Annotated in this window: 18 protein-coding genes; 15 read left to right on the top strand and 3 right to left on the bottom strand. The window is 44.3% G+C overall.

Annotation, left to right across the window (positions count from 1 at the left end; genetic code table 11):
- Positions 1-54: 54 nt before the first annotated feature.
- The 3 genes from BLP33_RS21175 to BLP33_RS21165 all read left to right on the top strand — a co-directional run bounded on the left by BLP33_RS21175 (position 55) and on the right by BLP33_RS21165 (position 4,836).
- Complete coding sequence (locus tag BLP33_RS21175) at positions 55-1,455, top strand: alpha-L-fucosidase (RefSeq protein WP_090533375.1); 1,401 nt, start codon at positions 55-57, stop codon at positions 1,453-1,455.
- 154 nt (positions 1,456-1,609) lie between these two features.
- Positions 1,610-4,084 carry a glycoside hydrolase family 95 protein gene (locus BLP33_RS21170; protein WP_229701583.1) on the top strand — a complete coding sequence of 825 codons (2,475 nt, stop codon included), beginning with the start codon at positions 1,610-1,612 and terminating at the stop codon, positions 4,082-4,084.
- Positions 4,081-4,836 (top strand): SGNH/GDSL hydrolase family protein, encoded by a 756-nt coding sequence (locus BLP33_RS21165; RefSeq protein WP_090532904.1) that lies wholly within the window; start codon positions 4,081-4,083, stop codon positions 4,834-4,836. Before BLP33_RS21170 ends, BLP33_RS21165 begins: the two co-directional genes overlap by 4 nt.
- Positions 4,837-4,843: 7 nt before the next feature.
- Here BLP33_RS21165 and BLP33_RS21160 read toward each other — a convergent pair whose 3' ends face one another.
- On the bottom strand, positions 4,844-5,110 hold the full coding sequence (locus BLP33_RS21160) for a CHC2 zinc finger domain-containing protein (RefSeq protein ID WP_139160036.1): 267 nt from the start codon (positions 5,108-5,110) through the stop codon (positions 4,844-4,846).
- A gap of 347 nt (positions 5,111-5,457) precedes the next feature.
- On the opposite strand from BLP33_RS21160, the gene BLP33_RS21155 reads away from it, so the two are divergent.
- The 4 genes from BLP33_RS21155 to BLP33_RS21145 all read left to right on the top strand — a co-directional run bounded on the left by BLP33_RS21155 (position 5,458) and on the right by BLP33_RS21145 (position 9,008).
- Positions 5,458-5,907, top strand: coding sequence for a GNAT family N-acetyltransferase (locus BLP33_RS21155; protein WP_090532901.1), 450 nt, complete (start codon positions 5,458-5,460; stop codon positions 5,905-5,907).
- Positions 5,908-6,026: 119 nt separating this feature from the next.
- On the top strand, positions 6,027-6,197 hold the full coding sequence (locus tag BLP33_RS27530; RefSeq protein WP_175490077.1) for a hypothetical protein: 171 nt from the start codon (positions 6,027-6,029) through the stop codon (positions 6,195-6,197).
- A 60-nt stretch (positions 6,198-6,257) separates the two neighbouring features.
- A complete protein-coding gene (locus BLP33_RS21150) occupies positions 6,258-6,731 on the top strand; it encodes a Dps family protein (RefSeq protein ID WP_090532899.1) in 474 nt (157 codons plus the stop codon).
- Between the two features lie 516 nt (positions 6,732-7,247).
- Positions 7,248-9,008: an alpha-L-rhamnosidase-related protein gene (locus BLP33_RS21145; RefSeq protein ID WP_090532897.1), complete on the top strand. Its 1,761-nt coding sequence runs from the start codon at positions 7,248-7,250 to the stop codon at positions 9,006-9,008.
- 4 nt (positions 9,009-9,012) lie between these two features.
- On the opposite strand, the gene BLP33_RS21140 is transcribed toward BLP33_RS21145, so the two are convergent.
- Positions 9,013-9,384 (bottom strand): VOC family protein, encoded by a 372-nt coding sequence (locus BLP33_RS21140; protein WP_090532895.1) that lies wholly within the window; start codon positions 9,382-9,384, stop codon positions 9,013-9,015.
- Between the two features lie 158 nt (positions 9,385-9,542).
- Between BLP33_RS21140 and BLP33_RS21135 the strand changes: the two genes are divergently transcribed.
- The 7 genes from BLP33_RS21135 (at position 9,543) to BLP33_RS21105 (ending at position 19,461) form a co-directional block, all read left to right on the top strand.
- Positions 9,543-10,178, top strand: coding sequence for a (2Fe-2S)-binding protein (locus BLP33_RS21135; RefSeq protein ID WP_090532893.1), 636 nt, complete (start codon positions 9,543-9,545; stop codon positions 10,176-10,178).
- Positions 10,175-11,167, top strand: coding sequence for an FAD binding domain-containing protein (locus tag BLP33_RS21130; protein ID WP_090532891.1), 993 nt, complete (start codon positions 10,175-10,177; stop codon positions 11,165-11,167). Before BLP33_RS21135 ends, BLP33_RS21130 begins: the two co-directional genes overlap by 4 nt.
- A 40-nt stretch (positions 11,168-11,207) precedes the next feature.
- A complete protein-coding gene (locus BLP33_RS21125; RefSeq protein ID WP_090532889.1) occupies positions 11,208-13,340 on the top strand; it encodes a xanthine dehydrogenase family protein molybdopterin-binding subunit in 2,133 nt (710 codons plus the stop codon).
- A 14-nt stretch (positions 13,341-13,354) separates the two neighbouring features.
- Complete coding sequence (locus BLP33_RS21120) at positions 13,355-14,494, top strand: XdhC family protein (RefSeq protein WP_090532888.1); 1,140 nt, start codon at positions 13,355-13,357, stop codon at positions 14,492-14,494.
- Between the two features lie 456 nt (positions 14,495-14,950).
- Complete coding sequence (locus BLP33_RS21115) at positions 14,951-16,243, top strand: NAD(P)/FAD-dependent oxidoreductase (protein ID WP_090532886.1); 1,293 nt, start codon at positions 14,951-14,953, stop codon at positions 16,241-16,243.
- Positions 16,244-16,935: 692 nt separating this feature from the next.
- Positions 16,936-18,480 (top strand): carboxylesterase/lipase family protein, encoded by a 1,545-nt coding sequence (locus tag BLP33_RS21110; protein WP_090532885.1) that lies wholly within the window; start codon positions 16,936-16,938, stop codon positions 18,478-18,480.
- Between the two features lie 87 nt (positions 18,481-18,567).
- A complete protein-coding gene (locus BLP33_RS21105) occupies positions 18,568-19,461 on the top strand; it encodes a flavin reductase family protein (RefSeq protein WP_090532884.1) in 894 nt (297 codons plus the stop codon).
- A gap of 185 nt (positions 19,462-19,646) precedes the next feature.
- On the opposite strand, the gene BLP33_RS21100 is transcribed toward BLP33_RS21105, so the two are convergent.
- Positions 19,647-19,892 (bottom strand): hypothetical protein, encoded by a 246-nt coding sequence (locus BLP33_RS21100; protein WP_090532882.1) that lies wholly within the window; start codon positions 19,890-19,892, stop codon positions 19,647-19,649.
- Between the two features lie 75 nt (positions 19,893-19,967).
- Between BLP33_RS21100 and BLP33_RS21095 the strand changes: the two genes are divergently transcribed.
- Positions 19,968-21,296 (top strand): IS4 family transposase, encoded by a 1,329-nt coding sequence (locus BLP33_RS21095; protein ID WP_139160035.1) that lies wholly within the window; start codon positions 19,968-19,970, stop codon positions 21,294-21,296.
- Positions 21,297-21,329 lie beyond the last annotated feature (33 nt).

Raw genomic sequence — 21,329 nt, 5'->3', positions numbered from 1 at the left:
AATGTGATATTGCGATTGTTAAAACGTTTTATCAATTTAACCAACAACCCAATCATGTTTAAATTAAGAGCTATATGCTTAGCAGCCTTTTGTGCGGCTTCACTCTCACTAAAAGCACAAACAGCGCAGCAGCCTGTAAAACCGCTTGCCCAGCTTCAGCAGGAATTTGTCGACCTGCGTTTTGGCATGTTTATCCACTTTAACATCCCAACCTATATGGATCAGGACTGGGCCGATCCGGAAGCATTGCCAACCATCTTCAATCCAAAAAAACTCAATTGCGATCAATGGGCAAAGGCGGCAAAATCGGCCAACATGACTTACGGTTGTATCACTACCAAACATCACAGCGGTTTTTGTATCTGGGATACCAAAACAACCGATTATAACGTAATGAACAGTCCGCTGAAAAAGGATGTGGTTAAAGAATATGCCGATGCGTTCAGGGCTAACGGTTTAAAAGTGTTCCTGTATTATTCTATTCTGGATACCCATCACAGGTTAAGGCCAAACATGATCACGCCAAAGCATATTGAAATGGTAAAAGCACAGATCACAGAACTGATGACCAAATACGGCGAGGTTTCTGCATTGATCATTGACGGATGGGATGCCCCATGGTCCAGGATCTCGTATGATGATGTTCCGTTTGAAGAGATCTACACACTGGTAAAATCATTACAGCCAAACTGCCTCGTAATGGACCTTAACGGAGCCAAATACCCCGCCGAGGGCATGTATTATACCGATATCAAAACTTATGAAATGGGTGCAGGGCAACGTGTATCAACTAAAGATAACCGCATGCCGGCCATTGCCTGTTTACCGCTGCAGTCAACCTGGTTTTGGGAAACAAAGCACCCGGCAGCCCAGGTTAAAGAACCTGCCAAGTTGGTTAATGATATCCTGAAACCGTTGAACAACGTTGACTGCAATTTTATCCTGAATGTAGCGCCTAATCGCGATGGCTTGTTTGACGATAACGCCCTTGCCGCGCTTAAGGAGATCGGCAAGCTTTGGAAAAACGAAGGTCCGCTTGCTAAACTCTCTCAACTGGATGCGCCTATCATCTCATCAAATATTGCTAAAAATCAACCGGCAAGTTCAAGCTGGAGCGATGATTCGGCCATTATGGATTTTGCGAACGATGATGATTTTCATAGTTCATGGGTATCAAACCCAACAGTTAAGAATCCATGGTACGAGATCGACTTTAAGAAAGACCAGGCCCTGAATACCATTGTTATTGCCGAAGAAAAGCCGAATATTTCACATTACCGTTTAGAATATTACCTTAACGGAAGCTGGAAGCCATTGTTTGACGGTGAGAATGCTAACAAGATTAAAGTTCATCGTTTTGACAGGGTATGGGCTGGTAAAGTACGGATCTCGATAGATAAGGCCGATCACCAGGTATCAATAGCCGAGTTCCAGGTTTATAACGAAAGAAGATAATTACACAATAACTAACTACTAACTGATGAGAGCCCGCCCGCAAAGCGGGTTTTTTTATTGAGCACTAACCGTTTTGGATATAAAAATGCCAATAAGCATTATTTTTTATAGATATCCCGTTGTTATACTTGTAAAAACAATTGTAACCTATTTTATGAACCAAGCTCTGAAAGCAGCACTCCTGTCTGCAGTTTTACCACTATGCATGCAACTGGTTGCGTTTAACGCAAACGCCCAAAACAATACTTTATGGTATAAACAACCCGCAAAGGTATGGACGGAAGCCTTGCCCATAGGCAACGGCCGGTTGGGTGCCATGGTTTTTGGAGGGGTTAATGATGAATTGCTGCAGCTCAATGAATCAACTTTATGGTCGGGTGGGCCGGTGAAGCAAAATGTAAATCCCGGTGCATTTCAGTATTTGGCCCAAGTGAGGGAGGCATTATTTAAAGGCGATTATCAAAAGGCGCATGAACTGACAAAAAAGATGCAGGGTTTGTACTCTGAAAGCTATCTGCCTATGGCCGATTTGCATATCAAACAATCATATAATGGAGTTAACAGTGCAAACTATTACCGCGACCTGAATATCGGTAATGCTGTTGCCACAACAAAATATACGATTGGCGGTGTAAACTATAAACGCGAGATTTTTGCTTCGGCACCCGATAAGGTGATCGTGATCCGGTTTACTGCCGATAAGCCTAAACAGTTAAATCTTAAAATAAATACTAACAGCCAGCTCAGGTTTCAAAAAGAGGTGCTGAATAAAAATATACTACAATTAAGCGGCAAGGCCCCAGCACATGTTGAGCCAAGCTATGTTGATTCAAAAAATCCCATAGTTTATGCCGATGATGATAAGTGCCGGGGTATGCGTTATGAGGTGTTGGCAAAGGCCGTAAGCAGTGATGGTAAAATAACTGCCGATACAAGCGGGATCACCGTAAAAGGGGCATCAAGTTTAACGCTGTATGTTACCGCAGCCACCAGTTTTAAAGCATACAACCAATGCCCTGATGGCGACGAAAAGGTTGCGGCCAAATACCTTGATAAAGCTGCTGCCAAACCTTATGCACAGTTGCTCGCCGCCCACCTGACCGATTATCATCGTTTTTTTAACAGGGTAAGCCTTAAAATTAACGATAACAAGGGCAGTCATGCCGAATTGCCTACTGATGAACGACTTGCGCTTTACAATAAGAATCATGGTACTGATCCTGGCATTGAAGCTTTATATTTTCAATATGGCCGTTACCTGTTGATAAGCAGCTCCAGAACACCGGGCGTTCCTGCTAACCTTCAGGGCATCTGGAATAAAGAATTACGTGCACCATGGAGCTCAAACTATACCAGCAACATCAACGTGCAAATGAACTACTGGATGGCAGAGGATTGTAACCTGTCTGAAATGCACCAGCCTTTATTTGAGCTGATCAAAGGATTGTCGGAAACGGGCGCTGGTGTTGCTAAAGATTTCTACCATGCTAAGGGCTGGGTAACCCACCATAATACAGATATCTGGGCTTTGGCTAACCCCGTAGGCGACCTTGGTCATGGCGACCCTAAATGGGCAAACTGGGCAATGGGTGGCGACTGGCTAACCCGTCATCTTTGGGAGCACTATTTATATACCGGCGATAAAGCGTTTTTAAAAAATACAGCTTACCCTTTAATGAAAGGCGCCGCCGAATTTACTTTTGATTGGTTAGTGCCCGATGGTCAGGGCCATTTGGTAACTGCACCGTCTATGTCGCCCGAAAATGATTTTATTTATGCTGAGGGTAAAACCGGGGATGTTTCTGTTTCTACTACAATGGATATGGGCATCATCCGCGATCTGTTTGATAACCTGATAGCAGCAACTAAGGTACTGGGCGTTGATGCAGCTTTCAGGGATTCGCTTATCGCCAAAAAAGCTAAACTGATCCCGTATCAGATAGGCAGTAAAGGCCAATTGCAGGAATGGTACAAAGACCAGGAATCGCCTGACCCGCATCACCGCCATGTATCGCATTTATATTCGGTTTACCCGGCTAATGAAATTTCGATAGCTACAAATCCTGAGTTGGCAGCCGCGGCTAAAAGATCGTTAGAGTTACGCGGTGATGAAAGCACCGGCTGGAGCCTGGCCTGGAAAGTAAACCTTTGGGCCCGGTTGAGAGATGGCAACCATGCCTACAAACTTTACCGCGATCTGCTGCGCTTAACCGGCGAAAGTGGATACAACTACAGCGAGGGTGGGGGCCTCTATCCAAATATGTTTGATGCCCATCCGCCGTTCCAGATTGATGGAAATTTTGGTGGCACCTCTGGTTTGGCCGAAATGCTGCTGCAAAGCCAGAACGGTAATGTACACCTGCTACCTGCATTGCCCGATGCCTGGGCAAATGGTGAAATTAAAGGTTTGGTAGCAAGGGGCGCATTTGTAGTTGACATGAAATGGGCAGCGGGCAAGGTTGTGACCGCCGATATTTTATCAAAAGCAGGAGGCACCTGTCGTGTTTTATCTAAATCTAAACTGACAGTTAAAGGTTTAAGTGTTACTCCTGTTAAAATAAAAGAGGGGTATGAGTTGGTGATCAATACAGAAAAAGGCAAATCATACCAGTTAGTAAGCAGCTTATGAGTAACAGCAGGAGAGATTTTTTAAAGAAAGCATCGCTGGCCGGAGCCGCGGTGGTGGCAGCACCAGGATTGGCATCAGCATCTGGCACAGATGATAAATATCTTCCCGATGATGGCGTAGGCAAAACCTTCCTGTTTCAAGGTGATTCGATAACCGATGGCGGTCGTAGTTATGATAAAGACTGGAACCATGTTTACGGGCAGGGCTATGCTTACCTGATAACCGCCCGCATTAATTTTGACTATCCCGGCCGTGATTACCAATTTTTTAACAGGGGCATTAGCGGGAATACCGTAAATGACCTTGCAGCACGCTGGCAAAAGGATACGTTGGATATTAAGCCCGATGTATTAAGCATACTGATAGGCATTAACGATGTGCACAGGGTAATTATGCAGGGCGATAAAGCAACCGCCAAAGATTTCGCCAATGCTTATGATAGGATGTTAACACAAACCAAAGCTGCGTTACCCGACGTTAAGCTGATCATGTTAGAGCCTTTTATTTTACCAGTTGGTATGGTAAGCAAGAACCCGGAGCTATGGACAACTGAAGTTCAAAAACGACAGGTTATGGTTAACTCACTTGCTTCAAAATTTAACGCCATTTTTGTGCCTTTGCAGGATGTGTTTAATAAGGCCTTGCAAAAAGCCAAAGCTGAGCATTGGATCTGGGATGGTGTTCATCCCATGCCGGCAGGGCATGAACTTATTGCCCGGGAGTGGATGAAGGCGGTTAAAAAGCTGTATTAAGTTTTCCCTAATTAGTTCCCGCAATCATTTGAATTGCCTCTTCGCGGGTTTTGTGTTCAATGGCCATTACAAATTCAACAGGGCCGCCGCCTTTACCGCAGCCAAAGCATTGAAAAATATTTTTTTCGGGCGATACCATCAGGGAGGTTGCCTGGTCTTTATGGAAAGGGCAGCGGCCTTTTAAATTTCTCCGGCTTTCTTCAAGCAACACATATTTTGAAACAATTCGTACAAGATCGACCTGTACCGGCGACAGGGAATGAGATGCAGACATGTTGGGTAATAGAATGATTAATTTATCAGGCTGCGAAAATAATTTTTTACCAGGTTGCAATAAGGGATTGTTGAAAAAAATGTGATTTCAACGGGATAAGGTAATGCCTCTTTATTACAAGTGGCAGTTTATATAGCAACTGGGCATCACTTTTATTTAGGCGCCCACATGCTAAGTTGATGGATGTTTAACAGATGGCTTGTTCTGTGCATTCCCAAAACAAGTTCGGTATGACTTTTTTTAAGTAACTGGCCATACTTTCTGCTTTTCTCAGAAATATTTACTTTAGCGACACAAGCAAATCGGCAAAAAAACTTTGCGCCTTTGCGAGAGAAAAATCAAACACCATGAACTACACTCAAATTTGCAAAGCTTTTAACGATTTAACCGTTACCGAGTTGTACCAATTACTAAAGCTCAGGAGCGAGGTATTTGTAGTTGAACAAAATTGTGTGTTTTTAGACACCGATGATAAAGACTACGCTTGCCACCATCTGTTATTGTTTGATGATGATCAGGAACTGGTGGCTTATGCCCGTATTGTACCCGCGGGTAAATCATATGCCGAAGCATCAATTGGGCGTATAGTTAGCAGCAAAAAAGTACGCGGTACAGGTGTAGGTAAAATACTAACCCAGGCCGCTATCGATCAAACTAAAAAGATCTATGGGGATGTGCCTATCCGGATAGGGGCACAGTACTATGCTGTCAAGTTTTATGAACAGTCGGGCTTTAAAATTGATGGTGAAATTTATGATGAAGATGGTATCGACCATATTGAAATGATCCTGTCCTGATAGATCTCTACCTGAAAAGAGCGTTGATGATTGCCGTTGCCCGCTTCACTAATTTGATGCAGTTGTAAATGTGGTACTGACTAAATTGTATGATGACACTTCCAAAAAAACTACATAGCATGAAAGTCATAATCTGCGGGGCGATGGTGTTTATCACGCCTGTACTGTCATCTATTGGTTGGGATTTGTCATACACATACCATGATCATCATGCACTGTTTATTTTTTACTTTGAGGTAACCGCATTTACGTTATATTGGCCCAGTAAAAACACAGTTCAGCATGTGTAAGCATTCGCCCCAATATGAATAAGTTATAACAAGAAATAGCAATCACAAATTACATATATCATGAAAACAAACATCGGAATTAACGAAGCCGACCGCCAGGTCGTTTCAGATCAGTTAGCCAAATTATTAGCCGACGAATTTGTACTGTACACCAAAACCCGTAATGCCCACTGGAATATTGAAGGTCCCGACTTTCATTCAATGCATGTGTTTTTTGAACAGCAATACAACGAGCTTGATGAAATTATGGACAGCGTGGCCGAACGCATCCGTAAGATAGGCCATTACGCGCCTGCTACTTTAACCCAATTATTACAACTTACCCATTTAACCGAAAAACTTGATCATAAAAATGATAGCCTTGGTTTTTTGAAAGAATTGCTTGAAGACCATGAAAGCATCATCGAGTTTATCCGCGGTAATATCGATCCTTTTGTTAGCAAGTACAATGATGCCGGTACCAGTGATTTTATTACCGGCCTTATGGAAACACATGAAGGCATGGCCTGGATGCTGAGGTCACATTTCAGATAAGATCCCCGTTTAAATAACACTTTTCGGCTCATATGGTCTTCCGGATGCAAACGGAAGACCGTGAGCGGAACGTAAAATGATTATGTCTGCAATATTATTCGGCCTGCTCATGGTGAGTTTAGTTGCAGATGATAATCCTATTGCCATGCAAACCTTTTGCACCTTCGGCACATTTTTTACTTGTTCCTGAAGTAAGATCTCCAGAGGAGAGCGTTAAATACAATCGATAATATAATGTATTAAAAAAGATAGTACAGGATGCCAGATCATGATGAAAGCGTTAGTATTGTTTAATTATAAACTTACCAGCTTTTACGATAAATCTGTATCATTTGGTATTTAGTCTTCGGTAATATCTTCAAAGAAAGCGCGGTTAACGAACTTGAATCGATGAAAAAGACTATGTTTAACCGGGCAACTAATAAAGCAGTGCGAAATACACCTTTGCTGTGGCATTTTCCATTGTGTACCTTCTTCAGAGGGAAATTATAAAAGTAGGCAAAAAGGTATTTTCACATGAAGAAAATCATCGGTATACTCATATTGACTATCATCTGTTTTATTTGCAAGGCCCAAAAGCTTCCTCCGGTTTTTGATGCTAAGCGATCTGCCGAAGCGCAATCGACAGAAACGGTGAGGAAATATCTTTCTCCGATCCGCATCCTTTGGAAATCGGCTGATGCCGCTACCAATATTATCAATGCCGAAAAACTGCTGAAGCAAGGTGATGGACAAGCCAATCTTTCAGGTAATGACTTGTGCATTCTTCAAAGTAATGAAAAGGGAAAGCCCGGTTTATTGCTTGATTTTGGTAAGGAATTGCACGGCGGTTTGCAATTGGTAACCGATCAGTCGAGGGGTGGCAAGCCGGTGAGGGTGCGTATCCGTTTTGGCGAATCGGCGAGCGAAGCTATGTCAGATATCGATACCATAAAAGGCGCTACTAACGACCACGCTATGCGCGACATGATCGTGTCCCTGCCATGGTTGGGTAAGCTGGAAATCGGCAACACCGGTTTTCGTTTTGTACGGATAGATTTGGTGGATGATAACAGTCAACTTAAGCTGAAAGAAGCAAGGGCCATTTTTGTTTACCGCGATATCCCTTACCTCGGCTCATTTAAATGCAGTGATACGTTGCTTAACAAAATCTGGCTTACCGGTGCGTACACCGTCCATCTTAACATGCAGGATTATCTTTGGGACGGAATCAAGCGCGATAAGCTGGTTTGGGTAGGTGATATGCATCCCGAAACATCAACCATTGCCGCTGTATTTGGCGATAATCCGGTGGTGTCAAAGAGCCTTGATCTGGCACGGAACACTACCCCTTTGCCGGGCTACATGAACGGGATGGTATCCTATTCCATGTGGTGGATCCTGATCCAACGCGATTGGTATATGCATACCGGTAATTTGAAATATCTGCAGCAGCAGAAAGCTTACCTGGTAAAGTTGCTGGATCAGTACGCTGTACAGGTTGATGCAAACGGCAGCGAAAAGCTGGACGGTGCCGGTCGGTTTTTAGACTGGCCATCGAGCGAAAATAAACCTGCTATTCATGCCGGCTTACAGGCCATGCTGGTGATGACCCTGAATGCCGGTGCCGAGCTCTGCAAAATATTGAAAGATCCGGCCACCGCCAAAAAATGCGAAGCCGCGGTTGCTAAACTAAAAAATAATGTGCCGGATGCCAGCGGTTCAAAACAGGCAGCAGCCTTATTGGGCTTATCGGGTTTACTCCCTGCCGAAAAAGCAAACGATATTCTTTCTAAAGATGGAGTACACAATTACTCAACGTTTTTTGGTTATTATATGCTGTTGACCAAAGCCAAAGCCGGCGACTACCAGGGTGGCATTGATGCTATCCGTAACTTTTGGGGACCGATGCTGAACCTTGGCGCTACTACTTTTTGGGAAGATTTTAATATCGACTGGCTGCCCAACGCTTCGCGGATAGATGAGTTGGTGCCCGATGGTAAAAAAGATATCCATGGTGATTATGGCGCTTATTGTTATAAAGGTTTCAGGCATAGCCTTTCGCATGGCTGGGCATCAGGGCCAACACCGTGGTTAACCGAGTATGTATTGGGTGTAAAGGTAATAGCGCCGGGTTGTAAGGTAATTAAGATTGAACCCCATTTGGGCGATCTGAGCTTTGTCGAAGGTACTTATCCAACGCCATATGGTATTGTGAAAATTAAACATGTTAAGCAGGCTGATGGTAAAGTGAAATCGGTGATTAATGCCCCAGCCGGGATTAGGGTAATTCAATAAATATCTACCGTTGCCGCTGGCAAAACCGTAAAGTATTGCCGTCAGTATCCGTAACATAAAACTCGCGCGTTCCCCAGGTTTGGTCGGTTGGTCCCTGGTGAATGGGCGATTCTTTTTTAACTGAGGTATCCAACCCGCGGGATAGGTAATATGTAAACCGGCTATCCATATCATTAACCCAAACATTTACCACCGAACCAAATAAGTGGTCGCTTTCATATACTGATAACTGCAGCTCTCCAAATTCGCTTATTAGGTCAATAACGCCGTCGTCAGCGGTGGCTTCTGGGTATTTGAGCCTGAAATCAAGCACGTTAGTGTAAAAACCAACGGCCTGGTGTAAGTCCCGGCATTTAAAAAGTGGGATCATTTTCATTGTGAAGTATTTGCTTAAAGTTAGCCCTAAACTTTTGTTAGAAGAAATATTAAAAGCGCAGCGATTGAATAATTGGATTTTTCATTGTTCAAAACAAATTTGTTACGGAGTTATTGATATTAAAAGTGCTATCTTGGTGTAATTATAAATCGCTGTATATGTCTACAACAAAGCCCTGCACTCCAACCGACGGCGAAGACAATTCAAACGGAACGCGCCGTGATTTTCTTAAGCAAACATCGCTGTTAACGGCCATTGCCTTAACACCGGGTACTGTAGTTAAAGCGGCCGAAAACCAATGGGATGAGAAACTTGCCGGCGTTTTTGAAAAGCAAGCCCTGCACCTGGAGGTGAACGGTGTAAAACATGAATTGATGGTTGAACCGCGCGTGACCTTGCTGGAAGTGCTGCGCGAATACCTCGACCTTACGGGTACCAAAAAGGGTTGCGACCGCGGCCAGTGCGGCGCTTGTACGGTGCATGTAAATGGCGTACGCGTTAACTCATGCCTAAGTCTTGCATTAACAAATGATGGTAAAAAGATAACCACTATTGAAGGCCTTGCCAAAGAGGAAGAGCTGCACCCTATGCAGGAGGCTTTTATTAAGCATGATGGTTTTCAATGCGGATATTGCACATCGGGACAGATCATGTCGGCTGTGGCTTTGCTTAAAGAAGGCCATTCCGGTTCTGAAACAGAGATCAGGGAGTTTATGAGCGGCAATATTTGCCGTTGCGGCGCTTATCCCAATATTGTTAAGGCTATTCAGGAAGTTAAAGGAGGTATGGTATGAACCAGTTTCAATACACACGACCAGCCGAAACGGCTGTCGCCGTTAAATCATTGGCAAAAGAACCAAACGGTTACTTTTTGGCAGGCGGAACCAATTTGGTTGATATGATGAAGATGGGATTGGTAGTACCGGATAAGTTGATTGATATTAACCGCCTCCCGCTTAAAAAGATAGAAAAAACGGCCACAGGTATGCACATCGGCGCTTTAGCCTCCAATAGTGAGGTTGCTGAGCACGCTTATATAAAGGCGCAATACCCGTTGCTGGCGCTGGCTATCAATGCCGGTGCTTCGCCGCAGCTGCGCAATATGGCTACCGTTGGGGGCAATCTTATGCAGCGCACCCGCTGTCCTTATTTTTTTGATACTGCCATGCCTTGCAATAAACGTACACCCGGAAGCGGTTGTGGAGCGTTGGAGGGGATTAATCGCATGCATGCCCTTTTTGGCGCCAGCGATAAATGTATTGCCGTTAACCCCAGTGATATGAATGTGGCGCTGGCCGCATTGGATGCCACCATCCACGTAACGGGTGTAAAAGGCCCGAGAGCCATTAAGATTGGTGATTTTCACCGCTTGCCAGGCGACCATCCCGAACTTGATAATACCCTGCAAAAAGGTGAGCTGATCACTTCAGTTGATCTGCCCACAGCATCATCTGCTTATAACAAACACGTTTACTATTTAAAAATCCGCGACCGTACATCATATGCCTTTGCCCTGGTTTCGGTGGCTGCTGCCTTGCATATCGAAAATAATACCATTACAGGCGCAAGGTTGGCGATGGGTGGGGTAGCACATAAGCCATGGCGTTTATCCACTGCCGAAACATTTTTAAAAGGTAAAGCTGTTAATGAAGATAATTTTAAGCATGCAGCGCAAATTGCCATGCAGGGAGCTAAAGCTTATGAGTACAACAAGTTTAAGTTAAAGCTTGCACCTAATGCTATTGTACAATCCTTAAAATTGGCCACCGGCCTTGCATCATAAATTAACAACTATTTAGCTAATAGATTTAATACTGATCTTCATGAAAAAAGACGCAATTGGCGATTCCTTAAGCCGTGTTGATGGCCGGTTAAAAGTAACCGGCGGAGCTAAATACAGCGGTGAGTATAAAGTCCCCAACCTCACCTATGGGGTGCTGGTATCGGCAACCATTGCTTCTGGTACAGTAACTGCACTTGATACCAGGTCTGCCGAGCGTGCGCCGGGGGTGCTTGCTGTCATTACGCCATTTAATGCGCCAAAAGTACCGGGTTATCAGGCCGGAGCCGAAAGGCCGGTACGCGGGCTTAAGTTATTTAATGATAATAAGATCTACTTTAACGCGCAACCCATCGCGCTGGTAGTTGCTGATACCTTTGAACGTGCTACCTATGCGGCAAGCCTGGTTAAAGCAACTTACAATACGGAGCCTTTTGAAACTGATTTTCATAAAAACATAGATAAAGGAGTAACCCCGCAAAAAGGTAATTATAAAGATTATGTGCGCGGTGAGGCAAATGCCTATAAAAATGCCCCGGTAATGGTTGAGGAGGAATATCTGCTTCCTACCGAAGTGCATAACCCTATGGAGTTGCACGTCACCACCGCTTTTTGGGATGGGGATGATAAGGTTACACTGTATACCAAATCGCAGGGGGTAAAAGGTTCCCAGCGATCCATTGCTGCGGCGTTCGGGCTTAACCCCGATAATGTGCAGATCAATTCGAGGTTTGTTGGTGGAGCTTTCGGCTCTTCATTACGTACCTGGCCACATGAAATTGCAGCCGCACAGGCAGCCAAGCTGGTAAAACGCCCGGTTAAACTTACACTTACCCGCGAACAGATGTTTACGCAGGTAGGTTATCGCCCTTTAACCATCCAAAAAATAGGACTGGGCGCAACTGCCGATGGTAAGCTGATTGGCATTACCCATGAATCGCATTCGCAAACGGCAGTGTATGAGGAATTTACTGAGGGGGCAGTAAATGTATCGCAGTTTTTATATAACAGCCCTAATGTAAATACGCTTTACAAGGTAGTGCCTTTAAATGTAGGCGTACCTGCGCCTATGCGCGGTCCGGGGGAGGCTACAGGTTCTTTCGCACTTGAATCGGCGCTGGATGAGTTATCTTACAAGCTTAACCTCGATCCCATAGAGCTAAGACTAAGAAACTATACCGATACCGATCCTGAACGGAACAAGCCATGGTCGAGCAAATACCTAAAGGAATGTTACCAGAAAGGGGCCGAGGCCATAGGCTGGGCCGATCGTAAAGCACAACCTGGTACCAATAAAGAGGGCGAATGGCTGGTAGGCTACGGGATAGGCTGCGGTGCGTTTGGTGCATACCGGGGCAATGCCATGGCTAAAATAAAGTTAATGGCTGATGGTAGCGTAAATATTCAGAGTGCGACGAGCGATATTGGCCCAGGCACCGGCACATCGATGGTATTGATAGCTGCTGATACTTTGGGGATTCCCGCGGATAAGATCACGTTTGAGCTGGGCAATTCGGCTTTTCCTAATGCGCCAACGCAGGGTGGATCGGCAACGGTATCATCTGTTGGTTCGGCGGTGCATGATGTGTGTGTGGCTTTAAAACAGAAGCTGTACACCATGGCCGGCAAACCTGCCGATAGTATGGAGCCTATTGATTACGTTGCTGTGTTAAAGCAAAACAATATGCCCTCGGTTGAGCTTACACAAGAATCAAAAGGCAATCCAGAAGCGCAAAAATATTCCATGTACTCGTTTTCGGCGCATTTTGCCAAAGTGCATGTACACCCGCTTACAGGGCAGGTAAAGATCAAGAAGATTGTAGCCTGTGTTGATGCCGGAAAAATAGTTAACCACAAAACCGCCAGCAGCCAGATGATTGGCGGCGCGGTTGGTGGCGTTGGCATGGCCATGACTGAAGAAGCTGTTTTTGATGAGCGTTACGGGCGCTACATTAACGGTAACTTTGCCGATTACCACGTGCCGGTAAATGCCGATATCCAGCAGATAGAAGCTATATTTATTGATAAGCCCGATCCGGTTTTGAATCCGGTAGGCACCAAAGGTATTGGCGAAATTTCGTTGATAGGGGTAGCTCCTGCTTTGGCAAACGCCATTTATAACGCTACGGGCAAAAGGGTAAGGGAACTGCCCATAACACCCGACAAACTGATATAGCTGTAAAGCTGCTGATGAAAGAGATCATTGATATTGTTGCTGCCTATGATGAGGCATATGCGCTGGGAAAAAAAACTGCCCTGGCTACTGTTGTATTGGTGGAAGGCTCTGCCTATCGTCGGGCCGGTGCACGTATGCTGATTACTGAGGACGGGCAACTTACCGGCGCCATCAGCGGCGGGTGTTTGGAAGGCGATGCCCTGCGCAAAGCCCGCCTGGTGATCCTGCAGCAGCAACCTTTACTGGTAACCTATGATACTACCGACGATGATGATGCCAAGCTGGGCGTAGGATTGGGTTGCAACGGTATTATCCATATTCTCATTGAACCCATAACCAGCGATATCAATAACCCAATTAGTCTGTTGAAAAATATCGTCAGCAATGGTCAGCATGCCGTACTTGCAACGGTATTTTCTATTAAAGACCGAAAAGCGCCACAGCCCGGTACCTGCCTTTGCCTTACCGAAGATAAACTTACGATAAGCCATCCCGGGCGCCTGCAATACCAGGTTACTTTGGTAAGTGATGCCGAAAGGGTACTGGAGGAACAGCGATCAGAAATACGGTTTTACCAGGCTGATACTGAATATACTGCCTTTGTAGAACATATTAAACCTGTGATTTCGCTCGTGATTGTTGGGGCAGGTAACGACGCAATTCCTTTAACACGGATAGCTGCGGTTTTAGGCTGGAATATTACCGTGATAGATGGCCGGCCTAATTATGCCATTAAGCAGCGCTTCCCGGTTGCTCAAAATATTGTAACTGCCAAACCGGCTGAGGTATTATCAAATATAAAGATCAATGGTCGTACGGCTATTGTTATGATGACCCACAATTATAACTATGAGATAGCGCTGCTTAAAGAACTATTACCGACATCGTTACCTTATATCGGTATCCTCGGCCCCAAAAAGAAATTGGAGCGTATGCTGGCAGAAGTTGAACATGCAGGCATATCTATCAGCGAAGCACAAATGAACAACATCTATGGCCCGGTAGGCTTGGATATAGGCGCAGAGGGGGCCGAAGAGATAGCTTTATCGATTATGTCTGAAATTAAAGCGGTGTTATCAGCACGCCAGGGATATTCATTAAAATATAAACCCGCGCCTATTCATATTTCTAATCTTCAATACCTGGTTAAGTAGCCGTTAGGTATCAGGATTTGAAAGCTAAAAGCGGAACGCAAAAAGCGCTAAGCTTAAATCCAAAGATTGTCTATTAACTCTATTCAAATATTTTATATGAAATTAGTAGACTCTAAATAATTACTTTAGTTAGTTTTTCAAATCTTCTTCGAATTAACAGTTTTGGTTGCGATTTGTCATACTGCAATCATTAATTGTCCCGAACCGTAAAATAGACCAAAACATCAGAACTTTAGCCATTTTTAATCAGGTATTACTGCGCAATTTTGTATCGCATAGGTGAGGTAATGCAGCGGAATGGGTTGAGTTTTTAAGTGTGTAATATTTACACTAAGATGAGGCTGGTTGCCATAAACTTTAGTAAATTTATGTTAGAAAAACGAGGCAAATGAAGCCGGAATATTTTTCAGATCGGGACCTGATCCTGCTTTACCTGCCTATAAAATATTAAGTATCATGACAAGTATAACACCCCAAAGCGGCAAAAAAAAGATAGTAATTGTTGGCGGCGGTTTTGCCGGGCTTAACATTGCACAGCAGCTATATAAAAACAAGTATTATGATGTTACCCTGGTTGATAAAAATAACTACAATTATTTTACACCGCTGCTTTACCAGGTAGCAACCAGTTTCCTTGAACCATCAAGTATCAGCTATCCCTTCCGTAAGCTTTTCAGGGATAAAAGATTGAGTTTCCGTATGGCAGCCATGGTTAAGGTTGATCCTGCGGCAAAGATTCTTTATTTGAGTAATGGCGAGCTATCTTATGATTACCTCGTTTTCGCGGCCGGTGCAAGTACAAATTTTTACGGGATTGAGAGTATCAAACAAAATGCCATCTCCCTTAAAGAAATTGATGACGCGCTCCGAATGCGTAACAGCCTTATTAAAACAATGGAAAAGGCAGCCATTACTACCGATCCGATAGAGCGTCAAAAGCTTTTAACCATAGTAGTTGCCGGGGGCGGTCCAACTGGTGTTGAAGTAGCTGGTATGCTTGCCGAAATGAAAAACTATATCCTGAAAAAGGATTACCCCGAGCTAATGAATGCAAAAGGTAAAATTTACATAGTTGATGGCGGCCCTGATTTGCTTGCCCCCATGAGTGATAAAACCCACAAGGAAACCCGCCAGGCACTGATTGAGTTGGGTGTTGAAGTTAAATTAAATGCCCATGTAAACGATTTTAATAATGGTGTGATAACCTTTGCCGATGGTGAAACACTTGAAGCTAAAACCCTGATCTGGGCTGCCGGTATCGTAGCCAATACTTTTGAGGGGATCCCTGCAAGTAGTTTAGGCATAGGCCGCCGGATGATCACTGACGAATATAACCGGGTTAAAGACCTTGAAGATGTATATGCCATAGGCGATATCAGTGTGCAAATAACCGACCCGGTTTATCCAAAAGGACACCCGCAACTGGCACAGGTTGCCATACAAATGGGACGCAATACCGCCAAGAACTTTATAGCCATGGCAAAAGGCAAAGCCATAAAACCATTTAAATATTTCGACAGGGGAGATATGGCCATTGTTGGCCGGCATAATGCCGTGGTCGACTTGTTTAAGCACAAGGTACACCTTAGTGGTATTGCAGCTTTATTCGTATGGCTATTTATCCACCTGATGTCGTTAGTGAATTATAATAATAAAATTAAAACTTTGTATAACTGGGCGATAGCCTTTTTAACACACGACCAGGCACTAAGGATGATATTTGGGAGCGGGGAGAGCCGGGCAGATTAATCGTCTGTATTAAATGGTTTGCTTATTACAGTTTTTCAAAAAAGGGGCAGTGCCTGGTGTAGGTTGCTGCCCCTTTTTGTTTCTTAAATAATGTGCAGGCGCGTTTGTGGCCAGAAACCATTGTAACAAATGGGCTGTCCCAATTTTTTGATTCCCGAAAAAAAAATGAAAAAAGGCCGGTGCTTCTTTTTTTTAAAATCCATGTGTTCCATTTTTTAAGTGTAAAATAACGGAACAGGTTAAAAATGTTATTCGTTGATAATCAGTGGTTTGTGTTTTTGCATCGAACATAGTTAAATTATTGATAATCAGTATTTAAAACTTTTTGGAGTATTTGTTTAGTGTTTCACCCTTAATCCAAACAGGGGCTGATTTTTTAGCATATTTTTATCCGTTTTTTGATGTTTTTTAGATGAGGCTAGTTGACGGAGTCTTGATGGTGACAAAGTACTGCCACCATTGCTTAAATCCGGGAAGATTAGCTTTGCGCTTATCTGTGTATATGACGAAGCTTCGCTTCGTCAGCCCCGAGGCTTGAGTAACTTTTATTACCGTGCACATGTGCCGCATGTGCTTTATCTGATATTAGTTTAGAGATACCCGCGAAACGCGCACCAGCACGGTAAAATACTTGTTTTCACAGTTGCGATTTAGCGGTTTAATGGTAGTTTTGAACAACCAATCGCAATTTTATGAGACGTTTAATTTTTATGCTTGCTTCAGTGCTTACTGTGGTAGCTGCCAATGCACAACCGGCTCCTGTTAAGGTAAATGAAGGGCTGCTGCAGGGTACCTTTGAAAATAGCCTCACAGTTTATAAAGGTATTCCATTTGCCGCTCCTCCGGTAGGCAAATTGCGCTGGTGCCCTCCGCAGCCCGCCGCGAAATGGGATGGTGTGCGCTTGGCGGACAGATTTGCCCCTGAACCCATGCAGGGGGGCAACCCTGTGTCGGGAAAAAGTGAAGATTGCTTGTACCTGAATGTTTGGACGCCTGCTAAATCGCCCGATAGCAAAATTCCGGTCCTTGTATGGATTTACGGCGGTGCTTTCAATGCAGGTGGCACTGCCGAATGGGCTTATAACGGTGCCAATCTGGCAAAAAAAAATGTAGTGCTGATAAGCATCGCCTATCGCGTGGGCCAGCTTGGATTTTTGGCGCACCCCGAATTAAGCGCCGAAAGCCCCAACCACGTTTCGGGTAACTACGGCCTTCTTGATATGATAGCGGCACTTAAATGGATTAAACAAAATATCGCGGCCTTTGGGGGCGATCCTGGCAAGGTAACTATTTTTGGCGAATCGGCAGGAGGCATCGCGGTTAGTATGTTATGTGCAAGCCCATTGGCTAAAGGACTGTTTCGCGGGGCTATTTCCGAAAGCGGGGGCTCATTCGGCCCAACGCGTACCACAACCTTTCCGGGCGAAAATATGAAAAAGCTGCATGATGCCGAGGCTGCCGGCGAAGCATATGCTAAAGGTGCCGGGTATCCCTCAATTGACAGTTTGCGAAAAGTTGATGCTGATAAGCTCCCTGCCGTACGCGGGCTTGCATGGCCCATTGTTGATGGTTGGGTGATTCCCGATGATCAGTACAGGCTCTACGAAGCCGGGAAGTACAACGACATACCGATACTGGTTGGTTATAACTCTGATGAAGGAGCCAGTTTTTCGCCGCCTAAAACTACGGATGACTATATCGCCGCAGTAAAAAACCGCTATGGAAAATTCGCCGATGAACTTATCAAGGCTTATCCGCCCGGCACAGGTACGGTAGCAAAAACCGCGCGCGACTTAACACGTGATGCGGCGTTTGGCTGGCATACCTGGAGCTGGGCTACATTACAGGCAAAAAGGGGTAAATCTAAGGTTTTTTATTATTATTTTGATCAACACCCCGAGTATCCGGCAGGTTCCCCGCAGACAGGTTATGGATCGCCGCATGCACAGGAAGTGGCTTACGTATTCGGCCTGCTTAATGCCTCAGGTGCGCAGGCTAAAGCAAACCTGGATATTTCGGATGCGATGAGTACTTACTGGACAAACTTTGCAAAGTATGGCGACCCCAATGGTGCCGGAAAGCCCGAATGGCCGGCCTACAGCCCTGCCCGTCCGGTAGTAATGTACTTTTCCCAAACGGCGCATACCGGCCCTGTTCCGGACCTTGCGTCGCTTAAAGTGTTGGATGCTTATTTCAGATGGAGGCGTTCGCCGGATGGCCAGGCCGGTGTTAAATAAAACGGGGGCGCCTGGCTCCTCGTAAAGGGTTGGTACCGGATTAAAGGAAATAGCTGGTTGGCCGATTAAGCTTTAAATAAAACTTGAATGAAGTTAAGAACTATTGATGCAGCATCGTTAACACCGGCGGAAATGCAGGTTTATCTGCACTATGCCATTGCACCCCGGCCAATATGTTTTGTATCCACTATCAACAAAAGCGGCGAGGTTAACTTAAGTCCGTTTAGTTTTTTTAATGTTTTTAGTATCAACCCGCCAATATGTGTTTTTTCGCCCACAAGCAGGGCGCGGGATAATACCACTAAGCACACACTCGAAAACGTTTTGGAAGTGCCTGAATGTGTGATCAATATTGTGAACTACGAGATGGTGCAACAGACCTATTTAACCAGTATGGATTACAAAAAAGGGGTAAACGAATTTGCAAAAGCGGGCTTTACCGAATTGGCTTCGGATACGGTAAAGCCACCGAGGGTAGCGGAGTCGACCGTTCAATTGGAATGTGCAGTGAATGATGTGATATCGTTAGGAAAAAACGGGGGCGCAGGTAATTTGGTTATTGCCGAGGTGAAACGGATCCATATCAGCGAAGCTATTTTGGACGCTAATGATAAAATAGACCCGCATAAAATAGATCTGGTGGCCCGTTTAGGCGGCGATTGGTATTGCAGGGTAACCAGTGATAATTTATTTAAAATTTCCAAACCAACAGGCAGCGCCGGCATAGGTATCGGTGTAGATGCTTTTCCAATAGAGGTTAAATACTCCAAAGTATTAACCGGGAATGATCTGGGGCTATTGGGGCTTGTTGAAACGCTGCCATCCCATGAGGAGGTAAGCGCTTTTAGCAAAACCGATGAAATGAAAGAACTGGTTGATGCTGCCACCAGTGACACCCACACTCTGCACCTGCATTTAAAAGCCAAACAATTGTTAGATAACGGCCGGGTAATGGATGCCTGGAAAGTGTTGCTGATGTAGATTACGCTTGCGCCTGTAGGTGATTAGCTTATAAAATTCGGCGCCCGGTGAGGTGGTGGAAATAAGCGGTAGTTTTAGTATTTCGAGGTGACGGGGGATTAGCCTATAAAATCCGACGCTGCCGCAAGCGCCAGCGGGGGCGGCACGCGTGCACCAACTAAAGGCGGCGTATGCTATGATTAATTTTATAAAAATTCAAACAATTCCGCTTCTCCAACGCATCTTGGCCCTTCGTGTATCCACCATTTTCTGCCGATATTTAAGTAGCGCTCTATTTTCCAACCTAAAAGGAATCTTACAGTTACTGCTTTTTCTTCACCGGGCTCAATTGTAAACCCATCATCCCACCTAATATCCCCGATGTATGTTTCAAACCTGTTGCCATCTTTGTTATATTCAAAAACGTGATTGGGCCGGTATCCCAATGTCATTAAGTTAAGGAAACACCACAGTTCAGAACCGGATAAAATCCGGTTCTTTATGGTTACGAATCAAAAAACTGTGGTATGTCAGCAAACTTAAAGATCATTTCAGATTTACGGAATTTTATTGCCCTTTCATCTCAAAATAGCGAGTTAAGACAGCTATTCACCAACTCTTGCAATGCCTTTAGTAGAAGGCGTAAGCTTCATTTTGAACTGGTAGTATGTATGCTGCTTAATTTTTTTAAAAGAAGTTATGATATAGAGTTATCGACATTCTTCGATCATATGGGTTTTCAGGAACTGAAAGCCACCAAGTCTGCTTTCAGTCAACAGCGCTCAAAGATTAGTAGTTTCTTTTTCAGCTGTTTAAACAGTACGTTAGTCGATAGTTTCTATACTCATTATAAAGCTGACATTAAACGATGGAATGGATTTAGGGTGATTGCGGTAGATGGTTCTACAGCGTACCTGATCGACAGGAAGGAAGTAACAGAACATTTTGGAACGCATGGAAATCAGCGGGGTACAGTAACTTTAGGCCGCGTTCTGTGTGCCTTTGATGTTTTGAATAAAATCACTATAAAGGCGGGAATGTACCCCATCAGCTGTTCTGAGCAAAAGATTGCTCTGAGCTGGATACCTTCTTATGGGCCGGATATGTTATTGATCTACGATCGTGCATATCCTGGCTTTATCAGCATGTTTCATCATCAAAACAAAGAAACACCACAGCCCTTCTTAATGCGCTGCCCTGTAGGGTTCAGTACTGAGGTAACAGCATTTGTAAAAAGCGGGGTAAATGATGCGATCAGCATGATTAAAGCAAGTAAACCCATTCGGAGGGAGCTTAGAGAGCAGGGTTTTATTGTAAAAGTAAAGGGAACTATTAAGATACGGTTGATCCGCATTGTTTTAGATGATGGAACGATTGAAGTGCTGGCTACCAATCTATTTGACCAACAACAATATCCTTATAAAGAATTTAAAGCACTTTATTTTATGCGCTGGGGAATCGAAACAAGGTTCAGCTCCTTCAAGAACCAGTTGCAATTAGAAGCCTTCAGCGGACAAAAAGTTGAAACAATTCTACAGGATTTCCATGCAACAGTTTTCTTATCCAACTTACAGGAAATCATTAGCAAACCAGCCCAGGAGAAAATCGATCATGAAGTTTCCAAGCGCAAATACGACTATCAAATAAATAAAAATACCGCCATTGGCATTATGAAGAACAGAGTCATAGGCCTTTTACTTTTTAAAGACCCTGAAAAAATACTAATACAATTACAAAACCTCTTTGCTCAATATATTGAACCAATAAGGCCGAACAGAAAACTACCAAGAGTGAAAAAACTCAAACGTAGGTCTGGTAAATACAAAACCTTAACTAATTACAAAAGAGCAATATAATCCTTAACTTAATGACATTGGCCGGTATCCGCT

It is taken from the genome of Mucilaginibacter sp. NFR10, from assembly GCF_900100445.1.
GTDB lineage: Bacteria > Bacteroidota > Bacteroidia > Sphingobacteriales > Sphingobacteriaceae > Mucilaginibacter > Mucilaginibacter rubeus.
This window is presented reverse-complemented; position numbering and strand designations above follow the sequence as displayed.

Bases quoted from the DNA above. Each gene is read 5' to 3' on its own strand.
- BLP33_RS21175 (WP_090533375.1), top strand. From the start codon at position 55: ATGTTTAAATTAAGAGCTATATGCTTAGCAGCCTTTTGTGCGGCTTCA.
- BLP33_RS21170 (WP_229701583.1), top strand. From the start codon at position 1,610: ATGAACCAAGCTCTGAAAGCAGCACTCCTGTCTGCAGTTTTACCACTA.
- BLP33_RS21165 (WP_090532904.1), top strand. From the start codon at position 4,081: ATGAGTAACAGCAGGAGAGATTTTTTAAAGAAAGCATCGCTGGCCGGA.
- BLP33_RS21160 (WP_139160036.1), bottom strand. From the start codon at position 5,110: ATGTCTGCATCTCATTCCCTGTCGCCGGTACAGGTCGATCTTGTACGA.
- BLP33_RS21155 (WP_090532901.1), top strand. From the start codon at position 5,458: ATGAACTACACTCAAATTTGCAAAGCTTTTAACGATTTAACCGTTACC.
- BLP33_RS27530 (WP_175490077.1), top strand. From the start codon at position 6,027: ATGAAAGTCATAATCTGCGGGGCGATGGTGTTTATCACGCCTGTACTG.
- BLP33_RS21150 (WP_090532899.1), top strand. From the start codon at position 6,258: ATGAAAACAAACATCGGAATTAACGAAGCCGACCGCCAGGTCGTTTCA.
- BLP33_RS21145 (WP_090532897.1), top strand. From the start codon at position 7,248: ATGAAGAAAATCATCGGTATACTCATATTGACTATCATCTGTTTTATT.
- BLP33_RS21140 (WP_090532895.1), bottom strand. From the start codon at position 9,384: ATGAAAATGATCCCACTTTTTAAATGCCGGGACTTACACCAGGCCGTT.
- BLP33_RS21135 (WP_090532893.1), top strand. From the start codon at position 9,543: ATGTCTACAACAAAGCCCTGCACTCCAACCGACGGCGAAGACAATTCA.
- BLP33_RS21130 (WP_090532891.1), top strand. From the start codon at position 10,175: ATGAACCAGTTTCAATACACACGACCAGCCGAAACGGCTGTCGCCGTT.
- BLP33_RS21125 (WP_090532889.1), top strand. From the start codon at position 11,208: ATGAAAAAAGACGCAATTGGCGATTCCTTAAGCCGTGTTGATGGCCGG.
- BLP33_RS21120 (WP_090532888.1), top strand. From the start codon at position 13,355: ATGAAAGAGATCATTGATATTGTTGCTGCCTATGATGAGGCATATGCG.
- BLP33_RS21115 (WP_090532886.1), top strand. From the start codon at position 14,951: ATGACAAGTATAACACCCCAAAGCGGCAAAAAAAAGATAGTAATTGTT.
- BLP33_RS21110 (WP_090532885.1), top strand. From the start codon at position 16,936: ATGAGACGTTTAATTTTTATGCTTGCTTCAGTGCTTACTGTGGTAGCT.
- BLP33_RS21105 (WP_090532884.1), top strand. From the start codon at position 18,568: ATGAAGTTAAGAACTATTGATGCAGCATCGTTAACACCGGCGGAAATG.
- BLP33_RS21100 (WP_090532882.1), bottom strand. From the start codon at position 19,892: ATGACATTGGGATACCGGCCCAATCACGTTTTTGAATATAACAAAGAT.
- BLP33_RS21095 (WP_139160035.1), top strand. From the start codon at position 19,968: ATGTCAGCAAACTTAAAGATCATTTCAGATTTACGGAATTTTATTGCC.